Source organism: Pseudoalteromonas sp. SK18 (assembly GCF_001974855.1).
In the GTDB taxonomy this organism is placed as follows: Bacteria; Pseudomonadota; Gammaproteobacteria; order Enterobacterales; family Alteromonadaceae; genus Pseudoalteromonas.
The window spans coordinates 41,023-64,504 of sequence record NZ_MTQB01000015.1 but is presented as its reverse complement, the minus strand read 5'-3'; the positions used below and the strand labels follow the sequence as shown (position 1 = coordinate 64,504).

At 40.4% G+C, this 23,482-nt stretch carries 15 protein-coding genes; 10 read left to right on the top strand and 5 right to left on the bottom strand.

Going from position 1 to position 23,482, the window contains the following annotated elements:
- The first annotated feature begins 48 nt into the window (after positions 1 to 48).
- Positions 49 to 2,862: a PD40 domain-containing protein gene (locus tag BW139_RS12065; RefSeq protein ID WP_076919832.1), complete on the top strand. Its 2,814-nt coding sequence runs from the start codon at positions 49 to 51 to the stop codon at positions 2,860 to 2,862.
- A 58-nt stretch (positions 2,863 to 2,920) separates the two neighbouring features.
- Here the strand turns inward: BW139_RS12065 and BW139_RS12060 are convergent, their stop codons facing one another.
- Positions 2,921 to 4,054: a PepSY domain-containing protein gene (locus BW139_RS12060; RefSeq protein ID WP_076919831.1), complete on the bottom strand. Its 1,134-nt coding sequence runs from the start codon at positions 4,052 to 4,054 to the stop codon at positions 2,921 to 2,923.
- 271 nt (positions 4,055 to 4,325) lie between these two features.
- Here BW139_RS12060 and BW139_RS12055 point away from each other — a divergent pair, with 271 nt between their 5' ends.
- Together BW139_RS12055 and BW139_RS12050 are read left to right on the top strand one after the other, a co-directional pair.
- Positions 4,326 to 4,940: a PQ-loop domain-containing transporter gene (locus BW139_RS12055; RefSeq protein WP_016899022.1), complete on the top strand. Its 615-nt coding sequence runs from the start codon at positions 4,326 to 4,328 to the stop codon at positions 4,938 to 4,940.
- Positions 4,941 to 5,005: 65 nt separating this feature from the next.
- Positions 5,006 to 5,794, top strand: a complete 789-nt coding sequence (locus BW139_RS12050; protein ID WP_076919830.1) for a PhzF family phenazine biosynthesis protein — start codon at positions 5,006 to 5,008, stop codon at positions 5,792 to 5,794.
- Positions 5,795 to 5,846: 52 nt separating this feature from the next.
- On the opposite strand, the gene BW139_RS12045 is transcribed toward BW139_RS12050, so the two are convergent.
- Positions 5,847 to 8,357, bottom strand: a complete 2,511-nt coding sequence (locus BW139_RS12045) for a zinc-dependent metalloprotease (RefSeq protein WP_076919829.1) — start codon at positions 8,355 to 8,357, stop codon at positions 5,847 to 5,849.
- Between the two features lie 292 nt (positions 8,358 to 8,649).
- Here BW139_RS12045 and BW139_RS12040 point away from each other — a divergent pair, with 292 nt between their 5' ends.
- The 4 genes from BW139_RS12040 (at position 8,650) to BW139_RS12025 (ending at position 16,086) form a co-directional block, all read left to right on the top strand.
- Positions 8,650 to 9,822: an efflux RND transporter periplasmic adaptor subunit gene (locus BW139_RS12040; protein ID WP_008112854.1), complete on the top strand. Its 1,173-nt coding sequence runs from the start codon at positions 8,650 to 8,652 to the stop codon at positions 9,820 to 9,822.
- A 14-nt stretch (positions 9,823 to 9,836) separates the two neighbouring features.
- Positions 9,837 to 12,968 carry an efflux RND transporter permease subunit gene (locus tag BW139_RS12035; RefSeq protein WP_076919828.1) on the top strand — a complete coding sequence of 1,044 codons (3,132 nt, stop codon included), beginning with the start codon at positions 9,837 to 9,839 and terminating at the stop codon, positions 12,966 to 12,968.
- A gap of 319 nt (positions 12,969 to 13,287) precedes the next feature.
- Positions 13,288 to 13,863 carry a hypothetical protein gene (locus BW139_RS12030; protein ID WP_008464991.1) on the top strand — a complete coding sequence of 192 codons (576 nt, stop codon included), beginning with the start codon at positions 13,288 to 13,290 and terminating at the stop codon, positions 13,861 to 13,863.
- A 150-nt stretch (positions 13,864 to 14,013) separates the two neighbouring features.
- Positions 14,014 to 16,086, top strand: a complete 2,073-nt coding sequence (locus tag BW139_RS12025; RefSeq protein ID WP_076919827.1) for a S9 family peptidase — start codon at positions 14,014 to 14,016, stop codon at positions 16,084 to 16,086.
- A gap of 60 nt (positions 16,087 to 16,146) precedes the next feature.
- Here the strand turns inward: BW139_RS12025 and BW139_RS12020 are convergent, their stop codons facing one another.
- A complete protein-coding gene (locus BW139_RS12020) occupies positions 16,147 to 16,620 on the bottom strand; it encodes a Dps family protein (protein WP_076919826.1) in 474 nt (157 codons plus the stop codon).
- A gap of 399 nt (positions 16,621 to 17,019) precedes the next feature.
- Between BW139_RS12020 and BW139_RS12015 the strand changes: the two genes are divergently transcribed.
- Positions 17,020 to 17,229 (top strand): hypothetical protein, encoded by a 210-nt coding sequence (locus BW139_RS12015; protein WP_008464997.1) that lies wholly within the window; start codon positions 17,020 to 17,022, stop codon positions 17,227 to 17,229.
- Here BW139_RS12015 and BW139_RS12010 read toward each other — a convergent pair.
- Together BW139_RS12010 and BW139_RS12005 are read right to left on the bottom strand one after the other, a co-directional pair.
- Entirely contained in the window at positions 17,226 to 17,831 is a 606-nt protein-coding gene (locus BW139_RS12010) for an alpha/beta hydrolase (protein WP_008112864.1), read from the bottom strand. The genes BW139_RS12015 and BW139_RS12010 overlap by 4 nt on opposite strands.
- Before the next feature lie 184 nt (positions 17,832 to 18,015).
- Complete coding sequence (locus BW139_RS12005) at positions 18,016 to 18,552, bottom strand: YaeQ family protein (RefSeq protein ID WP_008464999.1); 537 nt, start codon at positions 18,550 to 18,552, stop codon at positions 18,016 to 18,018.
- Positions 18,553 to 18,643: 91 nt separating this feature from the next.
- On the opposite strand from BW139_RS12005, the gene ylqF reads away from it, so the two are divergent.
- Both ylqF and BW139_RS11995 read left to right on the top strand, forming a co-directional pair.
- The gene (ylqF, locus tag BW139_RS12000; RefSeq protein ID WP_008465001.1) at positions 18,644 to 19,588 is read left to right on the top strand and encodes a ribosome biogenesis GTPase YlqF; all 945 of its coding nucleotides are present in this window, start codon (positions 18,644 to 18,646) and stop codon (positions 19,586 to 19,588) included.
- Between the two features lie 424 nt (positions 19,589 to 20,012).
- Entirely contained in the window at positions 20,013 to 23,465 is a 3,453-nt protein-coding gene (locus BW139_RS11995) for a PAS domain-containing hybrid sensor histidine kinase/response regulator (RefSeq protein WP_076919825.1), read from the top strand.
- Positions 23,466 to 23,482 lie beyond the last annotated feature (17 nt).

Genomic DNA, 23,482 nt, shown 5'->3' with positions numbered 1-23,482 from the left:
CTTTTAATAATAACCTAGGTGTATTAAGGAATTATTTTAGGGAATTTTATGAAACAGACACTGCTGGCATCCGCTTTATTACTTGCCTCACCAAGCTTCGCTGCTAATTGGCAAACCATTCATACCGAGCATTTCAATGTACACTTTAGTAGTGAGCATATTGATTTTGCTAAATCGACCGCAGTAGAGCTGGAGATTGTTCGTACTAAAGTGCTTGAGCAACAAAACCGTGCGCTTGATAAAATCGTCGATGTGGTGGTGTTTGATCCTTTAAATGCAGCTAATGGCTTTGCCTTACCAACCTCTAATAATCCTGTTATGGCGCTTTTTACTACGCCACCACAATCGGATACGGTAATCTCAAACTCATCGGGCTGGCAGCAATTACTAGTATTGCATGAGTACATTCACTTAGTGCATTTAGCGCAGCCAACCCGCAGTGAGTGGCAACAAAAAATGAGAGGGGTATGGGATCTTTACGATTTAACCTATGGCGATACACCGCGCTGGGTAGCTGAAGGATACGCCACCTTAATTGAGTCTAAAATGACAGGCCGAGGACGACTCTTTGATAACTATTCTGAGGCAATACTCAGGGAGTTTGCTCAGCAAGGAGCGCTTCCGACCTATGGGCAACTAAATAGTGATGAAGGCTTTATGGCGGGCTCCATGGCGTATTTAATGGGAAGTCGTTTTTTATACTGGCTAGAGAAAAATTACTCAGAGCAGCTGGTCGATAATGTATGGGTTCGTATGCGGGCGGTTAAGTCTCGAGATTTTGACGACGCATTTTCTGGTGTATTTGGGCAAAGCGCTGCCAAGCTATATCGTCGATTTATTGCTGAGTACACTTATAAAGCAATGCAACAAGAGCAAACCGAGTCACCACTTAATAGCAAGCTTTGGTTAAAGCTTGATTTATACGCTAGCAACCCCGCTCTTTCAGATGATGGCAGCAAAATTGCCATAGTGGAGCGTGATAAAAGAAGTAACACCAAGCTCATCATTTATAGCACTGAGGACAACACTAAAGCGCAACAGCAATTTACTAAAGCACAAAAGCAATTACTTGAAGATGATGCTAAAGATATTCCTGATACTGCGCCAAGTGTATTTAAGCGCGAACAAAAAAAAATATTAAATCAAATAAATCGCGCAGGTATTGCCAATCCGCAGTGGGTAGGCAATAACACTCTTTATTTTAATGCCTACAGTAGTGAAGAATCGGGCATTTATAACAAAGTGTCTGACATTTTTAGCTATAACATAGATACTGGCAACGTCGAACAACTCACTGAGCTTGCTGGTATTCGTCGTTTTAGTGTTACCCGCGATGGTGAAACGCTTTACGGTGAGCAAATAAGAGCTGGTTATTCTGAATTAGTAAAAGTCGACCTTAATACACAAACAATCACGCCACTTTTTACTAAGAGCTTAAAAACGACGTATGATTACCCGACCCTAAGCCCCGATGAAACAAAATTAGCTTATTTATCAGCGTCATTAAACGAAAATTGGCAGTTGTATATACAAGATTTGGGCGGTGATACTAGGCAGTCAGTCCCAATGCCTAATGGGTATCAATATTTAAGCCAGCCGAGTTTTAGTCAAAATGGGGAGTCTATCTATTTTGTTGCTGGCTTAAATAATAAGACTGATATTTATAATTACCATATAAAAAATAACACCCTCACCCGCTTAACTAACGGGCAAGAAGCGCTCGCATATCCGATTGAAACAGAAGATGGCTCACTACTTTATTTTTCCATTAATGCCGATGGCCCTGATGTAAAAACGCTAACAACAAAAAATCGCGCAGCCGTGACGGATCTCGCTGTAACCAGTGAAGCTCCATTGTTGATGGTAAATAAGCACACTCTGCCACCGGCAAAAATATATACCGATGAGATAGCAGAGCCAAGCGATTACGCAGTACTTGATCAGCAAGCGACGTTTGCCTTGGGATCACAGTATTATTCAGCGTCAACCAGTTTGCTAAGCGTAGGTATAAAAAGTAGCGACCTATTAAAGCAACTTGATTTACAAGCGGGTTATAATATTGATTTGCATGACGGTGCATTACATGGAGGCTTTGTACAAGCAAAATACAATGCGCTGAATACAAAGTTTAAGCTTGCGCTATTTGATTATAATTTGGATACATCACATCAATATCAACCTAGCTTAAACGTCGATATTGACGCCCGAGGTGGCTTTGCTGCAATAAGCCACCCATTGAAATTTGGTCAATTACAGTTAACCCCAGAATTGGCTTATAACTATACAGATTATAAAAATGGCCATAAAAATTGGACACGGTTGAGTATTAGTCAGCAATGGCAACACGACCGCCAAGCATTTGCCATAGGGCAGAGTATTTATGCCAGTATTTATGATGGGCGGAATCACAGTCGTCATTGGCAAGGTTATGACTTGGCAACAAAAGTATTTGGCAAAGTATTTAATATTCCCATGTTTGTGAGCTTTGAACAAAAACAGCGAGACGATGGTGATTTAGCTTTAGGTGGGTTTAGCTCTAACATGATTAATCAGCAACAAAGTAGCGAGTTTGTGCTTACTGCTGAACTGCCCCTTTACAGTGCAACTGCAGAGCGTTATCAAGGTTATGGTGGTGGCATCAGCTTTAAAGAAGGCATGCCTTGGCTTTATTACAAGCAACATCAATTAGACAGTAGCGTTTATGCACAAAGTTATGGCTTAAAATACCAAGGTGATTTTAGCTTTGGGATGGGGCCTGCAGGCGTAAACGACCTAACTTTTAATGCTGGGCTGTCGCGTGTTGAAGGTGACAGCTTTGAAGATGAAATGCGCGCGTGGTTAAGCTTTTATTATTCATTGTAAATAGCTTATCTAGCTAAGTTACTACTAAAGGTAGTAACTTAGCTGAGTATTTATACCATTAAGCATTCGCGTTTCTTCGTTGTATAACACGATTTTTTTGTGAATGCTTTTTACGTTTGCGGCGGGTAAGCCATAAATAAAAGCCTGTACCAGCCAGCCATACAGGGCTAAGGCCAACAATACACCAAAGTATTTTACTGATAAGCCCAGCAAAATAGCCAAAGTGTAGTTTTCTGAAGCTATCTATTACTTGCCAACCAACTCCGGTTTCACGAATATCCCAGTTAGCCATGTGTTCACCTGTTTGCTTATTGTAGGTTATGGTATTGGCGTATTCACTGGTAAGTGGATTACTGGTATTTACTTCGCCATAAAGGGTAATATTTTCATCGGGCTCTCGCGGGAAAACTAAAAAAGTTGTATTAAAAGTGGGTATTTGCAGCTTGCTATCATTAAGAATGCGCTCAAAAGAAATGTCATCACTATATAATTTATTTGTAATAGTGTGGTGCTCTTCTTCTGCGTGTTCTATTACTTCGTGATACCACACAGCGCCATTAAAATAGCCACCGGTAATTGCTAAAACAATAAGGACAGGTGAGCCCAATACCCCAGTCATTTTATGAATGTCGCTAAGTACTATTTGTAAAGTTGCGCGCCAGCGTACGCTAAATAGTCGCTGCCAAAACTTACGGTAAATAATTAAGCCAGTAATACCTAAGGTTAATAAAAATAGAGCAAAAAAGAACCCTAATACGGTACCTGTTTGCCCAGGTAAGCTTTTTAAGTCGTTAAGTAAAAAGGTGTAATGGAGTTCTAAAAACCAGTCGGTAAAATAATGAGTTGTGCTTACTGGTTCTGATAAAACCTCTCCGGTGTATTGGTCTAAATGCAACTTAAACCAATCGTCAGTTCCACGCTTAACTAAATAAAGTCGGTCAGCGGTGCTGTTATTAAAAAGCTCCCAGCTTCCTACTACATATTCAGGAAAGGAGGCTTCGGCTTTATCAATTAATGAATCCATAGGTAAACGTGCAGCTTGCTGCTGTACCACAAAGTGTTTATCGGGCATCAGTAAGCCATCAATTTCACTTTTAAACACTAAAACACTGCCGGTAATACTAATAACAATTAACGGAATAATGGCAATTAGCGCCAACCAACTATGAACTTTAAATAGTGTTTTTCTCATTACTTAAACTTGTACGTTAACTTACTGATATACGCATGATAACAGTTATCATTTGCATTGCAATTAAAGAATAATGAAGCTGTGAAGTTAAGGCAACGGTTTTTGTATACTCAAGTTGCCATCACTAAAAACTAAAGTAAGCGTTAAGCTTGTATAAAACCTAGCCAGCCCTACAATGCGCGCACACAAATAAAGCCTTTAAAAACAGATGTTTAAAAAGTGTTTTATTTCTTCCTTTTTATTAACAACAATGTAACGAGCGAGGTTTGCTTTGGCGTATTATTTGCCTATTTTGTCAGTGTTTATTTTGGTTTTTAGTTTTTTACCGCTACTTAATAAAATTATTAAAAACCGCAGTGTATCGGGTGTATCACTGCTAATGATGACATTTGGTTTAGCGCAAAGTGTGTACTTTATTAGCTACAATCTTTATTTTGCTCGCTTTTATATTGCCTTGCCGTTTTTTGCGACAGGATTGTTGAGTGGTTTAATTTTATACTTTTTTGCCCGTTATAATGCCGCTAAACGTCAGAAGCTGCAGTTACTTGGCATGCTTAGCTTTTCGTTATTACCTTTTTTGTTGCTGTTAAACCCTAACCTAGATACTGCCTCTGTGCTAAACGGCTTAACTTATGTGGGCTTAATTATGAGTTCGGTTCGGGTTATGCCACAAACCTATAAAACACTGCGAACAGGGAATATTAGTAACCTGAGTGCGCGCTATTTTAGTTTGCAATTTATAGCAGGTATCTGTGGTTTGTTTGCTGAACTTGCCATGCCAGTGCAAAGTACTTCGCATATATTAATGTTTATTATGATATTGCTAACTAATGCGCTGCAATTTGCGTGTATGCAGTATTATCGCGTACGTCCTGTGTTGGCATAAAATTATAGTGACCGTTAATTTCATTTGTGGCACTTTGAGTGACCAATAAATAAAAAGTGCCCACTATGAAATTAACTATCCATCAAATCGATGCGTTCAGCAGTGAACTGTTTAAAGGTAATTATGCTGCCGTGATCCCATTGGAGTCTTGGCTTAGTGATGATCTTATGCTGAATATAGCTTCGGAAAACAATGTGTCTGAAACCGCTTTTACTTGTCAGTCGGCAGATGGAAGCTTTGCTATACGTTGGTTTTCGCCATTAATGGAGATTGATTTTTGCGGCCATGCTACTTTAGCGGCGGCCTATGTGCTTTGTGAGCAACATAACATAGCGCAGGTTTGCTTTAGCGCAGAGGCGGTGGGCGAACTTATAGTTAATAAAAATAACGATGGCAGCTTTGCTATGACCTTTCCTAAACAAGCCCCTGAAGAGGTTCAGCTCATCCCTGATGCTCTATTAGCTGGCCTGTCTATACAACCTGTTAAAGTGCTGAAAAACCGCCAAGCTTATTTTGCTATTTATGATAATGAGCAGCAGGTTGTAGATCTGAAAACAACCAATGAACAACTAAAAAAATTAGCCCCATTAGATGTGGTTGCAACAGCACCGAGTGTTGAGTACGACTTTATTTCTCGTTATTTTTGGCCTGCCAGTGGGGGTGATGAAGACTTTGTAACCGGCTCAATTCATACTGGGCTTGCCCCTTATTGGGCAGGGCAGTTTGGAAAAAATTCTCTCAGTGCTTATCAAGCCTCACAACGAGGTGGGAAGCTACACTGTGAAGTGGGCAATACAACAGTGACATTAACGGGTCATGCCGTAAGGTACCTTAAAGGCACTATTTACCTTTGAGTTAGTGTAAAAAAGGCCACGTATGACGTGGCCTTGGTTTACTCAGTGTTATTTATGCTTCTAGCGCTTTGCTAATTAAGCGGTCGATATATTTTTTATGTGCTTTGGTTGCGGTATCAGCGCCCCATGCAACCTTTTTATCGGCTATTTGAGTTAGCTGATATAGCGCGGCTGTTTTCGCTAAGTTATCGTATTTACTTGCTTTTTCTAGGCCTGCAATCGCAATTAGCTGATTAACATATTCAATCTGTAAATTATGACTGACTGAATTAGCGGTTTTACTATCAACAAAGATACTTGCAGTTAAATCCTCCATAAATTGCGTAAGGCTGTATTCATTACCATATAAAGCGGTATCTGAAATACGCAGTAACACAGCAGGATGCAGTAGTTGCGCTAATACACCTTTTTGCATGCCTAAAATCATTTTATGCGGTTTAGGGTCTTCGTTTTTACCGTAATGATTAAACCCACGACGCTGTTGCTGCATAAAGTTATACAAAGGCTGCATACTTTGCAGTACATTTGGAGCAAACACATACTCAGCTAAAATAGCCATTGCTTGAGTTTGACGCTCAAGTGGCACCGGTGTAAAAGGCTTTGCTGCATTTTCATCGCCCACTACGGCACGCTCTACATAAACCCCTCCAATTTGACGAGATACCACACCTGCCTGCGCACGGTATTGGCCAAATAGGCTGTTAGCAGAAGTAACAAGCTGTTGGTAAGACTCGCCTTTTACTGTAGCTTTGTCTTTAAGTTCAGAAAATAGTGTATTGATCAGTGCCATTCTATCTGCACCATAAGCTGCAGGGTTAGACGATAAATCGCCAATCATCACGCGAGGGTCTATATGGCGACCTGGTGCACGCATATCGTCGGCATCGTTACCAAAGGCCAGTGCATGTTCGCTTGAGCGAGCGAGTATTTTATCAAGACGAGCTTGTTCTGCTGCTTCATCTTTAAGAGCTGCGCTGTAGCCGTAGTTTATTGCCCAATCATCGTATGGACCGGGTTTAGTTTGGAAAATATCGCCTTGAGTTACACCCGTTGGCGCTATATTTGCTGGCGCATAGTCCATTACTGAGCCGGTCACTATACCTTGAGTTTTACTTTTGTCGTGAACTTCTTTCTCATCCCACAAAATAGAAGACTTCATGTTGTGATTAAGACCTAAAGTATGCCCTACTTCATGTAAAACCAACTGAGTTAAGCCTTGGCGTAACATTTCAGTATCTTCAATATCAGCACCATTTGCTAAGCCTTTTGCAAGTATTAGGTTTTGTTGTAACTCATGACCTAAAGAACAATTAAGCTCAGTGTTGCTTCCTGGTTGTGTATGGCTCATAGTGCCTTGAGTATAAAGCGTATCGTATATCCAGCGGTTTTTCATAAATACAAACTCAAGCATAATGTCTGAGCCTAAAATTTCACCTGTTAGCGGGTTAGCTAATGCTGGTCCATATCCACCAAAAGGTGGCTTAGGCGATGAAGTCCAACGCAGTACATTATAGTTAATATCGCCGGCATCCCAATCGGCATCATCAGGTTGTACTTTTACTTCTATTGCATTTTTAAAGCCTGCCTTTTCAAATGAGCTATTCCACGCAAGTACGGCGTCACGAACTGTATCTCGCCACTCAACAGGCGTAGTATTTTCTATCCACCAGGTAATCGGCTTTACTGGCTCTGAAAGTGCTGCGTTTGGATCTTTCTTTTGTAGGTCCCAGCGCTTTATTACATCTTGGTATGGTGCCCAGTCAGTTGATGTCATTTTATCAAACTGATTAGTGAAATAACCAATGCGCGCATCATCAAAACGAGGTTGGTAGCTATTATCAGGTAAAGCTACAAATGAGTGCTGAACTTTTACTGACACGCTTCTTGGATCGCTTATCGCACCTGAGCCTCGAACAGTTGGGCTACTATTAGTAAATACATAGTCAACCACCACATCTAGATTGTTAGGGTAAGGACGCTGTTTGATGATGCGTGATTTTTTATCGTCTAATTTACCTACTTTAAAACGCTTTTTAGCATTTTTATCGTTCGGGTTAGGCGTAGGAGATACTTTATGTAGCGCTTCACTTAAAAAAAGCTTATTTACATTAAAGGCTATTTTATCCTCTTCTTGTTTTTCTATTTTTATACTTGCAAGCACGGCTTCGCTGATATTAGCTTCACTGGCTTTGGCAAGTGCGCTATTTTCGTTAAATAAGTAGCGAGGGGTTTTACTAATAATATCAATACGATCAAAGTATTTTCTAAATTCAATCAGCTTTGTTTCACGATACGACCCACGAAAATGACCCGCATCAGTTACACCATCAATGGTATGCGCAAAGTACACAAAGGGCGTATCGAGTTGTGATTCGTTTATCACCATTAAGTGATCGCCGGTTTTTTCATCTTGGTAAAGATTAAAAATACCCGCAAATTCGGTTTGCCCTTTAATCATTTCAGTTAATGTTTGTGGTTTCTTTTCTTCTTTTTTTTCTGCTGCAACAGCATAGCTGCTGCCAAGCGCTATACTCAGCGCCAAGGTAAGTGTGGTTAATTTCATCGTTTAGTCTTTTTTAGTTGTTAATGTAATTTTACTGTACGGTGTGTCATGCTTTTTCGCACAGTATGATTAATAAATACTAACCTAAAGTGATTAGCTTTATGATTTATAATGGTAAAAGATTGTAACAAACCATTTTACTACACTTAACGAGCTTTAATTTAAGCATTTAATAGAAGCTGAAGAAGCATAAAAAATGCTTTTTTTGTAACAGTTGCTTACAAATGTCACGTTAATGTTTCAACAAGCTTTGGTATTATGATGCTAATAGAAATTTGGGAGTAATAAATAAATGCAAGGTAATGTACTTAGATGGGTTTTTCCATTCGTAGCTCTGGCATTAGGTGTGGTTGGTTTTTTTGCAATTAATGCGATTGCAAAAGAGTCAGATAAAAAACAAGTCATAGACACTCGTCCAACTGTACAGGTTGAAGCTGTTGCTGCTAACGATCATCAAGTCATCATTAATAGCTATGGTGAAATGCAGCCGCTAGAAAACACTCAGCTCTCAGCACAAGTGTCAGGTGAAGTAATTAGCTGGCATCCAAATTTTGTAGCAGGTGGGGTCGTGGGTCGCGGCGAAATCCTTTTTACAATTGAAAAAGATAACTACGAAGCAGCAGTGCTGCAAGCCGAGGCCGAATTAGCCCGCGCTCAAGCTACGCTTATAGAAGAGCAGGCTCAGGCTCAAGTAGCTGAAGATGAAGCAAAACGTTTTCCTAATAAAGCACGCACTGACTTATTTTTACGCAAACCACAAGTATTGAGTGCACAGGCTTCGGTTAAGTCAGCACAAGCTGCATTAAAACGAGCGCAGCGTGACTTAGATAATTGTGAAGTGAGCGCGCCTTATGATGCATTAGTGGTGAGTCGCAACGTAGGTGTAGGTCAGTTTGTCAGCATGGGCGCTCAAGTGGCTGAGCTTAATAATATTGAAACAGGTGAAGTGATTATTCCTATTGCTGGTTTTGACAGTGTGTTTTTACCTGATCGCGTTAAAGGGGTAACCGCAACGGTTATTAAAACAGGGTTAAATGGGTTTACTCGCCAAGCCGTGATAGACCGCGATTTAGGGATTGTAGATAACGCCACTCGTATGAGCAGCCTAGTGGTTAGAATTGAAGACCCTTATGGACTTGTAAATCAGCAGCCTGCAATTAAGTTTGGTACTTATGTACAAGTAAATTTTGCCGGTACTATGCTCAATAATATCTATCGTTTACCGCAAGAGCTCGTAAATAACCAAACCGTGTGGATAGTTAATGATGAGCAGCAGTTAGAACCACGTAAGGTAAAAGTAATTCGCGAAGAAGGTGAGTACTTCTATATTAGTGATGGTTTAGAGGCAGACGATCAGCTTGTTGTTACTTTACCTGAATACCCACAAAAAGGGATGGCGGTAAAAATAGCAGGGCTTACTGAATCAGAAGATGCTGCAGAGCGCACATCAACAGAAAAACTATAAAGGTAGCATGAGTTATGAATAGCACAGAACTACCCAATACAACCAAACAAACAGGGTTAATTGCTTATTTTGCTAACAACTCTGTAGCTGCTAATTTGATGATGTTTTTTATCATTGTAATGGGGATTATTAGCTACTTTACGATTCAGCGACAAATGTTCCCGAATATAGAAGTTAACTATATTACGGTGAATGCAAACTACCCAGGGGCATCGCCTCAAGAAATTGAAGAAAGTATCTTAATAAAAGTTGAAGAGTCGTTAAAAGATATTACCGAAATTAAAAAAGGGGTGTATCGCGCATTTCGTAATGGCGGTTCTGCCACCCTTGAAATTAATACCGACGCAGAACTTACCGATGTCCTCGATAAGGTTAAACTGCGTGTTGATGGTATTGCCACCTTTCCAGCGGGAATGGAACCGGTCACCATTAGCCAAATAGAGTTTCGTCAAGATGTAATTGGTATGACGCTCGTTGCCGATTTACCACTGACTGAACTTAAGCCAATAGCTAATCAAATTGAAGATGAGCTATTACAGTTATCGAATGTGTCCTTAGTGGTTAACGATGTGCCACTGGATGAAATTGCCATAGAAATAGAACCTGACACGCTGCGCCAATATAACTTAACACTCTCTGATGTAGCGAATGCAGTACGCCGCTATTCGGCTAACTTTTCAGCCGGACAATTAAAAACTGATGCTGGCGTTATTTCAGTGCGAGTAGAAAATCAGTTTTATTCTGGTGAAGAGTTTAGGCAAATTCCGGTAAAAATTGGCGCCAATGGTGCCAAGGTGTTGCTACAAGATATTGCGATTATTAAAGATCAGTTTGTTGAAGGTGAGCGCTACTTTAAATTTAACGGCGAAAATGCGGTTTATTTATCGGTTAAAGCCACCGAAGAGCAAAATATTATTCCGGTGGCCGATTCTGTTAAAGCCTACATGGACCAAAAAAATAAAGAGCTACCATTGGGTGTGCGTTTAGAGCCATTAATGGACATGACATACTACCTTAATGCACGCTTAGATATGATGAAAGCTAACTTGTTTCAAGGGGCTATTTTAGTTGCCATTATGCTTTCATTATTTTTACGTTTTAAGCTGGCACTGTGGGTAATGATTGGTTTACCGGTATGTTTTTTAGGGGCGATGATGTTGATGCCATTATTTGGCATCACGATTAATATTGTGTCTTTGTTTGCCTTTATTATGGTACTGGGAATTGTGGTGGACGACGCCATAGTCATAGGTGAAAGTGCCTACACCGAAATAGAGAAAAAAGGCGGCGGTGTTGTTAATGTAGTGAATGGCGCAAAACGAGTTGCCACCCCGGCGACCTTCGGAGTACTCACAACCATTGCGGTATTTGCGCCATTTACACTTTCAAGTGGACCTGAAAGTGCCTTCTTTTATGGTATTTCAGTGGTAGTTATTTTATGTTTAATATTTAGCTTAATAGAATCTAAGCTAATACTACCAGCGCATATTGCGCATACTCACTTTTCACCTATAAACCCTAATGGCTGGCGAGCACGTTTTAATAAGCGCTTTTTTGGCTTTGTAAATGGGCCTTATAGGCAGTTTATTATTAATTGTATCAAATGGCGCTGGACGGTGTTATTTAGCTTTATTGCGCTGTTAATTTTTACTTTTGCGTTAATCTCGTCTAATCAGGTAAGAATGATCCCGTCACCTAAAGTGCCGCATGACTTCCCGCAAATTAATGTTGAAATGAATGATAATGTATCAGACATCCAAACCATTAACGCGATACGCCAAATAGAAGCTATGGTACTTGAGGTTGATAAACAAACAGCGCGTGAAGATGGCCATAAAATGGTGCGTGATGTATTGGTATTTAACCAAGGTCGAACCGAAGCGCAAATTTTAGCGCCATTGGTTGACGAAGATTTACGTCCATATAATGCCTTTGAGCTGTCGCGCCGCTGGCGTGAAGCGATGCCTAATATCGCGGGGGTTAAGTCGTTAACTATACAAGATGATGTTGGCGGTGGAGGTGGCGGCGGTAACGGCGAATTTGGTTACCTATTGTTTGGTTCTGATATAGATACCCTCAATGAAGCCGGGCGTCGCTTTATTCAACTATTGCAGCAGCAAGAAGGCTTATTTGATATCAGTTCAACGATTGATCCTGCTAGCAAAGAAGTACAAATGAGCTTAAAGCCAGTTGCCTATGACCTAGGATTAGACTTGGCATCAATTGCTAACCAGGTGGGGGCAAGCTTTTACGGTGGCGAAGCACAGCGCGTTATTCGCCGCGGTGAAGAAGTGCGAGTGATGGTGCGTTATCCTAAGCTTACGCGTGAAGCGTTCTCGTCACTTAAACATGCAGTTGTTACTACGCCACAAGGTCGAGAAGTGTTGTTGGGCGATGTGGTTGAACTAACAGAAACACCGGGTATCAGTTATATTCGTCGTGAAGGTGGTTATCGTACTGTGTATGTTTACGGCAATATAGATGAAGAAGTAATTGAGCCGGGTGAAGTGGTTAAGCAAGTAAAAGAAAACCTATTGCCACAACTACAAGATGAATACCCTAGTGTTAAGTCAGAACTAGGTGGTGCCATTGAGGAACAGCAAGCGCAAGCTAATGAGCAATTGCTATTTTTTGCTGGCGGGATGATTTTGGTTTACATTTTGTTGGCAGTGCCACTAAAAAGTTACTCGCAGCCTTTAATTGTAATGTCGGTTATTCCATTTAGTTTAACGGGTGCAATATGGGGGCATTTTTGGTTTGGCTTAGATATTAGCTTAATGTCGGGCTTTGGTTTAATTGCTGCTGCAGGGGTTGTTATTAATGACTCATTAGTAATGACTGATTTTATTAATCAGGCGCGTCGCGCGGGTATTAGTATAAAAGATGCCGTTATTGAGGCTGGCTGCGCCCGCTTTAGACCCATACTACTTACCTCAATAACTACCTTTGCTGGCGTATTACCGATTATGTTTGAAACCAGTTTACAAGCTAAATTTGTAATACCGATGGCGGTAGCACTTGGTTTTGCGGTTATGTTTGCAACACTGATCACCCTTATTTTGGTGCCGTGCCTGTACATTATTTTAACTGACATAGGGGCGCTGTTTAAACGCCCATTTACAAGTAAAAAGGTGAGTGTGAGTTAGCATTATATATCACCCTGTCCCGTCCTAAATGTGTAAACACATGTCAGGACAAGGCATCCAGCTGAATAAAAAAGCCAACCATTAAAGCGGTTGGCTTTTTTGTGTTATTTTTATGAATATAAACTTAAGTACTGCTTTTAAATTCTGGTTACATTCTTTTGTTTGATTATTGCAACATTGCGAATTACAATCAGTCGGTATTGGTATTACACAATGGTTTTTAACCTAATACTTTAGTTAATGCATATTAGCCTTCGAGCTAGTGTGCCTGTTGTAAGCCATATGATATGGGCGACGTTTGACTCTTTAAGGTGTTGCAGTGTTTATACATTCATCATTAACGTGTGGAGAATGGTTAACTATTGGTTGTCTTGGGCTCGATCAGTATAGCCAGCTATTTGTTGGTGATACGGTTAGTGTGAGCTTTTACGATGAGCATGGTGAATTATCTCAGCTAGCGTTTGAATATGAAATACTCTCCCCAGAGCAGGGTGAACCCCATGCTTGGAGCTTGCTGGTGGTTGAGCATATTAATATGCATATTCCGCTGGTGTGCGCTGGCAGAATGACAGAGCAAGGATTAGTAGTCGCTTATAGGCATAATAAAATATTTGCGCTTGAAAGTAGTGGTATTTGTAGCGCGGTGGTTCATTTTAATCGCGCTGAAAAAAATAAAAAATTAATTGCTGTAAATAGCCTTGGATACGATGCAATTTATCCTCAAAATGGCGATATGTATAGTGCAGGCACCAAAGTACTACAGCCTAAAACGGGGCATATATACCAGTGTAAGGCATGGCCATTTAGCGAGTTTTGCCGTGTAGATGAGCATAACACTATGTTTGAGCCTGGCGTTGGCGAAAGCTGGACTATGGCTTGGCAGCAAATACAGTAAATCAACTTCCCTTAGGTATAACGACAACAATAAAATTCACGTAGTTTTTAGTTATCGAATTTATACCGCTTTAGCCCACTCAACTATGAGTGGGCTTTTTTATTTTTATGATAAACTGGCCGCCATTGTTATTTTTTAAGCGGTTTTTTTGTGTATTCTTCTGATTATTCTTTAAGCTTATTGCCTAATTTTCCTATTGCTAAAAAGCAACCTCATGCGCTTACTACTCACGCAAAAACACGCAGTGATGATTATTATTGGATGCGTGATGATGAACGACAAAATGCCGAAATACTCGCGCATTTAGCACAAGAAAACGCCTATTGTGATGAGCAATTAGCCGCCATTAAGCCATTACAAAATACACTATTTGAGGAGCTTAAGGGGCGTATTGTAAAAGACGACAACACCGTACCGGTCAAAGATGGCCAGTATTGGTATCACTCAGAGGTTCGCGGAGATGATGAATATGCACGCCATTATCGCAGTAGCAGTATGGCAATGGCTAATAAAGCGTTACTACTTGATGTGAATGAACTTGCCAACGGCTATGAGTTTTATGAGCTAGGGGAAGTGGCGCTGAGTCCCAATGAGCAATTAATGGCATATTCTGAAGATACTGACGGCAGACGTATTTACACAGTTCGATTTAAAGATTTAAGCAGCAATAAAATGCTCGACGATGTACTCGAGATTACCGAGGGGCAAGTTGTTTGGGCGAACGACAATAAAACCGTATTTTATGTAAAAAAGGATTTAAAAACCTTATTAGGTTATCAAGTTTTTAGACATGAGCTAGGGACTGAGCAACACCAAGATGTGCTGGTATACGAAGAGCAAGACAGCAGCTTTTTTATGGGCTTAGGTAAAAGTCGTGATGAAAGCTTAATTATTATTGATTTAGCGAGTACAGAAACTAACGACATGTGGATACTTGATGCCAATCAGCCTCAAGGCGAGTTTACTGCTTTAATGCCGCGTGAAGAGGGGCATGAATTTGATATCGATAAGCTTGGTGATACTTTTTATATAGTGACTAACTGGCAGGCTAAAAACTTCCGACTAATGATTGCGACAAGCGATACCATAGCGGATAAAAGCCAGTGGCAAACACATACCCCTCACCGTGAAAATGTATTATTAGAAGGCGTTGAACTATTTAACGACTTTTTAGTGCTTAGCGAGCGCGAACAAGGGCAAGCCCGCTTTGTTGTGGTTAATAAAAGCGCTGAGCGAATGAACCTTGAGTTTGATGATCCTTGCTATTACGCTGCTATTGCCATGAACCCAGAACCAAATGTAGCTCATGCGCGCATTTACTATTCAAGCTTAACAACGCCAGGTTCGCTCTATAATGTTGATTTAACCACAGGCGAAAAAACCTTACTTAAACAACAAAAAGTACTCGGTGATTTTAACGCAGGAGACTACCAGTCAGAGCGACTTATGGTCAGCGCTCGAGATGGGGTAAAAGTGCCGGTGTCGTTGGTATATCGTAAAGATAGCTTTAAAAAAGATGGCTCAAATCCGTTGTTTCAATATGGTTATGGCGCGTATGGTATCACCATAGATCCAAGCTTTTCGAGTACGTCACTTAGCTTACTCGACCGTGGTTTTGTTTATGCAATTGCGCATGTGCGTGGTAGCGAAATGCTAGGGCGTTCATGGTACGAACACGGTAAAAAGCAGCATAAACAAAATAGCTTTAATGACTTTATAGATATAACCAAATCACTTACCGAACAAGGTTATGCAGATAAAAATAAAGTATTTGCATCGGGAGGCAGCGCGGGTGGTTTATTAATGGGAGCCGTAGCAAACCAAGCACCCGAACTCTACTGCGCTATGGGTTGCCATGTGCCATTTTTAGATGTGCTCACCACTATGTTGGATGAAAGCATACCGCTTACAACAAATGAGTATGACGAATGGGGTAATCCAAATGACCCTGATTTTTACGATATTATTAAAGCGTACTCACCGTATGACAATATTAGTGCACAACACTACCCCAATATATTGGTAACAACCGGCTTGCATGACTCGCAAGTACAATATTGGGAGCCAATGAAGTGGGTGGCTAAAATGCGTGAATATAAAACCGATGATAATATTTTAGTGTTTAAAACCGATATGGATGCAGGGCATGGTGGTGCATCTGGGCGCTTCAAAAGCTTAGAAGAAAAAGCACTAGAAATGGCCTTTTTTATCGCATTGTCATAGTAATAGTACAGTGACAAAAAAGCCTCAGTAATGACTGAGGCTTTCTATTTTTAAAATAACTTAATCTAGGTAGGCTTTTAGCATCCACACTAGCTTTTCTTGTTCTTTAATATAATCACTCATTAATGACGCGGTACCTTCATCATCCGCTTCAGCGGCTTGTGCAAGAATATCGCGCTGCATTTTGATTAAGCTGCTGTATCCTGCCAGTAAATTCTCTACTGCTGTTACGCCATCGCTGATCCCTTTTGCTTCTTTAATTTTACTTATTTCTAAGTAATCTGAAAACGCATGCAGCGGTGCACCATCAAGCGTTAAAATACGTTCTGCGATTTCATCGACTTTTAACAATAGTAAGTTATAAATTTCTTCAAACTTTAAGTGTAATTCAAAAAAGTTTCGGCCTTTAATGTTCCAGTGAAAACCACGCGCGTTCATATATTGAATTTGATAGCTGCTTAAAAGCGTATTCAGTGACTTAATAATATCTTCACTTTTTGTACTGTTTAAACCAATTGCATTTACTTGCGACATACTTTGCTCCTTAAATAACCGTTTTATGAATATTTCACACATTGTTCAATGAAATAAGTATTGCTCATAATTGTCTATGAATAAAATCGTTTATACATATTGATGCCATAGCTAAAAGCTATCAGCGTATCTGTGATTTTATAAATAAATTAACTAACGCCATTTCATAGATATGGGTTGTGTTTATAAAAATACTACCTTGAGCAGCGAAATTGTTTATTTTGTGAGTACAAAATATGATCTAAAACAAGCTTTTGACAGGCGCAGCACAGACTTATTTTATTTATTGATTTAGGTCAAAAAACGCGCATAGGTAAAGCGCATAATCAATATAACCCAACTTGATAGAGAGCACTTTATTAAGTTAAGGGGCTACTTGATTAGATGCGGAGAGAAATAATGGAAGCTAAAACACGTAAAGAGAATAAAGCTGAACTCATCGTTATTGGTATTGCTTTAGTAGGGTTTGTATTAGGGCTAGTGGCACACTTAGCGGGTGCGAGCTTTGCAAACTCTGACGCCTTTGGTTATATCGCTGCACCAATGCCTTTGGTGCTAGGTATTATATTTTTGATTAGCTACAAAGTGGCCGCTGCTGCCGAGGATTAAATGTCTTCGTTCAAGCGCTCAAGAATATAATTAACGACTTGGCGAGAGTAAATCATACTGGTATGGCTTAAATGAAACACCTTGTGTTCAGCCATACCTTTTAGTTTGGTTTCATCTAGTAGTACGGTGCCATCAGAGCGGCTACCTTTAACAATGAGTGGCATTAAACCTATCGGTAAGTCGCCGGCAATACTGTATAGCTTGGCTTTAAAAGGCCAATCACCATTTTTAGACAGTAAAAACTCAACGCTATTTTTTAATAATAGCTCAAACCCTTTTTGTTGCATTTTCTCAGCAATATGGCTGCCAGTGTGTGGCGTACCTAAGGTGATCACCTTTTCAACATGATGACTTGGTGCTGAGTTTGCTTCTAAGTAGGCGCGAGCAACTAAGCCTCCCATAGAGTGGCAAACTAAAGCGGATGGTTCACCACCAATAAACTCATCTATTTGCGCAAAAATAGCATCTCGATTAGGGTCTCGGGTATTGTAGGTTAGATTTAAAACTTTAACCCCCGACTCTTCCAAGCGTGAGCATAGCGGGCGCATTACCAAGCCAGACATATACAAGCCATGTAAAACAATCACGTGTTTAACTTTCATACGCCCCCTAATACCAATTTTATTAAAAACATGATCATTCTAGCGAATTAAATAATCCGCTACCTGCGTTAAAAATTATTTATATAGAGCAACTATATGTCATCATTTTCGCCTTGTTATCTACTTATTTCTTTGTCGCTATAATGGATAACTAATTTAATGCAATTGGTATAACCTATTCTAATTACATTAATTGTTGAGGTTTTATTTCAATATTGGTGGTGTCGGTATTAACCCAAACTTCACCATCTTGAATGGTAATAGCCAATTTAATATTACGATCAACCAATGCAGCTAATAGCTGAGTAGCTGCATAATCAAGACTAAAAATACTTAAGTTTTTAAACTCGTACAATTTAGGCTGATGCTTTTGCCACCAAATAGCTTGGTTATTCTCGCCATAGGTATATAAGATTACTTTTTTCGCTTTGTTACAGGCTTTTTTAAGACGCTTTTCATCAGGCAGCCCCAGCTCAATCCACAGCTCTATTTCTTCGCTGTAATTAATATGCCAAAGCTCCGGCTCATCATCAGCACATAAACCTTTAGTAAACTCTAATCCATCACAGCTATTAAGTGCAAACGCCAGTAAGCGGATCATCAAACGCTGCTCAGTTTCTGATGGGTGTTGTGCCAAGGTTAAATTAAAATCTTGGTATACGTGACGGTCCATATCGCTAAGCGATAATTGCGCTTTAATAATGGTAGATTTGAGAGCCATAATATCTAATCTGAAAAAATTTGCGCCAGTATAGCGCAATTAAATGAATTGCCAGTTAAAATAGCTACAAATTATATGTTAGGAGTTAAAAATGGCTATCCAGTGGTTCCCTGGGCACATGAATAAAGCCCGAAATGAAATTAAAGAAATAATGCCACAAATGGATGTGATCATTGAAGTGCTAGATGCGCGCATTCCTTACAGTAGCGAAAACCCGATGGTGGCTACCTTACGCGAAGGTAAGCCGGTCATCAAAATTCTCAATAAAGCCGATTTAGCCGATCCTAAAATGACGCAAACGTGGAAAGACTATTTTGAGCAAGAAAACGGTGTAAAAGCCATTGCATTCGGTAACGATAAAGCGGCAGAAGTGCATCGTATTAATGAGCTGTGTAAAAAGTTAGTGCCGCACAAAGTCGGTGCTGATAAGCAAATTAAAGCCATGATCATGGGGATTCCTAACGTAGGTAAATCTACGCTCATTAATGTGCTTGCTGGACGTATAGTGGCTAAAACCGGTAACGAGCCAGCTGTGACTAAGGCGCAGCAACGTATTAAACTTGATGATGGCATTATGCTTTATGATACGCCTGGGATGCTGTGGCCAAAAGTAGAGAACGAAAATTCAGGTTATCGTTTAGGCGCAACCGGTGCGATACGTGATACCGCGATTGAGTACGAAGAAGTGGCAAGTTACACCGCTGAGTATTTATTGCATGCTTATCCTGAGCTTTTAAAAGCGCGCTATAAATTAGATGAACTGCCAGAAAGCGATTGGGAGTTTGTTGAAATGGCGGGTAAAAAGCGCGGCTGTATTCGCGGTGGTAACCAAATCGATACGTATAAAATGTCAGAAATTCTAATTAATGAATTACGAGATGGCATTATTGGTCGTATTACCATGGAAACACCTGCCATGCGTGAAGAAGAAGAAATAATGGTAGCTGGATTGCGCGCGGCAGCAGAGGCGAAAAAGCAAGCCAAAGAAGAAGAGAAAAAACAACGCCGAGCACGTGCACGAAAAAACCGCCGTTAATTTTTAAAGCGTAGGTTAAAACCTTACGCATTAAATTACAGACATAAAAAAAGCCCGTAAGGGCTTTTTTAGTTTCATATCTACCGTCACCGATATGAGCAATGTAGCAAGTAAATGAGTAGGGCGGAAACAGGTCATAAACAGCAAGGGGCGTTGTGGTTTATAACAGGTTTCCATAGCTGTTAACGTGCGCCACACGTTGTTTCAGGGTCGAGAAACAAATGAACTTTTCCGTCACAAGAAGTATGCTTCGTCTTGTTGATAGTGATTATCAGTTAGATTTAAAGAACTGTCAACAGCTAAATGCAAATAATTCTCATTTTATCTTTTTGTTCATTTATAGCACTAAAGTAAGGGCTGCTTTTTGCTACACATCCGCTTATGCTAAGTTAAGTATTATAAAAATAATAACAAGAACAAAAATATGTTTTCAATTTGGTTTATTAGCCTTATTGCTGTGGTGTATCTAGGGATATTATTTGCAGTTGCGGGCTGGGCCGATAGGCGTAAGGTGTTGCCATTTAAGGGCATGATTTATGGCCTATCATTGGGTGTATATTGCACCTCATGGGCTTTTTATGGCACTACCGCGCAAGCCGCAAGTAATGGTTGGTGGTTAGCGCCAACCTATGCGGGTACTATTATATTATTTATTTTTGGTTGGCAATTATATTGCCGTATCGCACATATTTGTCGACAACAAAAACTCACGTCATTGGCTGATTTTATTGCTACGCGATATGGTCAGTCGTCAAGTCTGTCAGGGCTGATCTCACTTATTTCAGTGATAGCAATTGTACCGTATATTTCTTTACAACTTAGTGCGACCGCACAAAGTATTAATTTACTCACCGACCGAGCCCCCACTCAAAGTAACCAAGTGTGGGCTGATAGTACGTTTTACATCACTTTATTGCTGGCTTTATTTGCGATTTTATTTGGTGCCAGAAGGCTTAAACCCAGCGAGCATAATCCTGGGCTAATCGCCAGTATTGCCTTTGAATCAATAGTAAAGTTACTGGCTTTTATTGGGGTTGGTTTATATGTCTGTTTTGCTTTATTTGATAGCCCAGTAGCACTTTACGAGCAAGCAGTAGCGCTAAATATACCCAATCAAGTTGCGGCAACTCAAAGCCCTGCATATGTATATGTTGCCCATACTTTTTTAGGGGTACTGGCAACGCTATGCTTGCCGCGCCAGTTCCATATGAGCTTTATTGAAAATAACAATAATAATGAGCTGGTTACCGCTCGTTGGTTATTTCCGCTTTATTTATTAGCCATTAACATATTTATATTACCCATTGCTTATGCGGGGTTGGTTTACTTTAACGACAATAGTGTAGGTCAAGATACCTTTGTATTAGCGTTGCCAATGGCGGCAGATAATGGCGGGGTTACCTTGCTTGCCTTTTTAGGTGGCTTTTCGGCGGCTACCAGTATGGTGATTGTTTCGTCAATTGTATTGTCAGTGATGATCACTAATGATTTTATTAATCAGTTTATTTTGCGTCGCTCACAGTTAACGTCTAGTAGTCGAGGACTAGATAAAAACCACTTGCTGCATGCGCGTAAAATAGTGATTGTGCTGATATTATTACTAAGCTATTTCACTCATAGAGTGCTTGCAGAAACCACCACGCTAGCCAGTGTTGGGTTAATGTCGTTTACCTTGGTGGCACAATTTGCCCCTGCGATGATTATTGGTTTGTGGTGGCGACACGCATCATGTCGCGGTGCTCAGCTTGGGATTTTAAGCGGCTTTGTTATTTGGGGGTACACTTTGTTACTGCCGAACTTGGCCAGTGGCTTAGGTAGCCAAAGCAGTTGGTTAGTTGAAGGGCCGTGGCACATTACGTGGTTAGCTCCCACCGATTTGTTTTCATTGGGTTTAGAAAGTATTAGCCAATCATTACTATTGTCTTTAGGAGTCAATACGTTAGTGTATTTGCTTGTGCCACTATTTAGCCAAGCCACCTTGGCTGAGCGGCTACAAAGTAATAAGTTTATATCTCAATTAAACGACTCGCGATTAAACACCACATTGCAGCCACTCAATTATGAAGACCTAGGGGCATTATTACAGCGTTTTGCAGAAAAAGACGCGAGCCAGTCTTTAGTGCAGCAGTATTTCCCGCATGACAAAAGCCTATGGAAACGTGTCGCTAATGCTGATCTTGAGCTATTAGTTGAGCGTGAAATGTCAGCGGTTATTGGTGGTGCATCAGCACGGTTAATTTTAGATGTAGCGAAAAGTGAGCAGCGTCAGCCTCTAGAGCAAGTCGCCGAGTTTGTTGATGAAGCTAGCCAAGTGCTCAAATTTAACCGCGACTTACTACAATCTACAATCGAAAATATTCAGCAAGGTATTAGCGTAGTTGATAGTGAACTGCGTTTAGTGGCTTGGAATCAGGGCTACAAGCACATGTTTAATTACCCTGATAGTGCTTTATATATAGGTCGACCCGTTGCCGATATTATTCGCTTTAACGCTGAACGTGGCTTATTTCGTGGTGAAAATATTAATACTGAGGTTGATAAGCGTTTAGCTTATTTAAAGCAAGGCAGTGCTTATAAATATCAGCGTGCTCATAACGATGGGCGGGTTTTTGAAATGCAAGGTAACCCCTTGCCTGGTGGCGGGTTTGTAACAACTTACACAGATATTAGTGAGTTTGTTAAACAACAAAAAGCACTCACCGAAGCGAATGTTAGCCTTGAAGAAAAAGTGGCAACACGCACTGCTGCACTAACCCAAGCAAACCATGCGCTTTCTAAGGCAAAGCAGCAAGCTGAGCAAGCCACAGTAAGTAAAACACGTTTTTTTGCTGCGGCGAGTCATGATTTATTACAACCGTTTAATGCAGCAAGTTTGTTTTGCTCACTAATGAACGAAAAAGCCCAAGATACAGAGCTTAAAGAGCTAGCCATGAATATTAAAAATTCATTAGGCAGTGCAGAAGAGTTACTTTCAAGTATTTTGGAGCTAACCAAACTCGACTCAGGCTCGTTTAAAGTGCAGCTAACGGAGTTTAATGTGAGTAGTTTAATAGAGCCATTGCGTAATGATTACTTAGCGCTTGCTCAAGAAAAAGGTCTCAGCTTTGTTGTTGAATCGTGTGAAGCGCGAATTCACACTGACAAAGCCTTGCTTAAACGTGTACTACGAAATTTATTAAGTAATGCGATTCGCTACACCGAGTACGGTGAAGTGCGCTTAAAAGTGCTGCTTGAAGATCAACAACAGCTATCGTTTATTATTGAAGATACGGGCATTGGTATTGCCACCAAGGATCAACACAGTATTTATCAGGAATTTAAGCAATTAGGTGAGAAACCCAATGCTGAAGGGCTTGGTTTAGGGTTGTCGATCACCAAACGAATTTGTGACTTACTCGGGATCCCGTTAGTAATGGGGTCGCAACTAAATAAAGGCACGCAATTTACATTGACCATGCCATGTACTCCTAGTTTAAAAACTCAGCCCGAGCCAAACCGAACTGCTAATCTTGAAACAGAGCTGGGCCTGTTAACTATTTGGCTTGTAGATAACGATCGCAATGTACTTGAAGCACTTAAACAATTGCTTGAAAACTGGGGCTGTGAAATTGCTACCGCCACTAACTTAATAGAGCTTGAGCAACTAAAAGCAGCGCATGAGCTGCCACAGTTACTGATTGTTGATTATCAGTTGGATGATGGTGTAACGGGACTGGAGGTCATTGAACAAGCAGGACTAATGACATTGCCCGCCATTGTTAATACTGCAAACCATGATGAGCAAATTCGTGAGCGTGTGCTTGATGCTGGCTATCCGTTACTTTATAAACCGCTTAAAGCGCCTGCTTTAAAGCGAATGATAAAGCGGCTTACTTAATTCAAAGCTGATTAAAA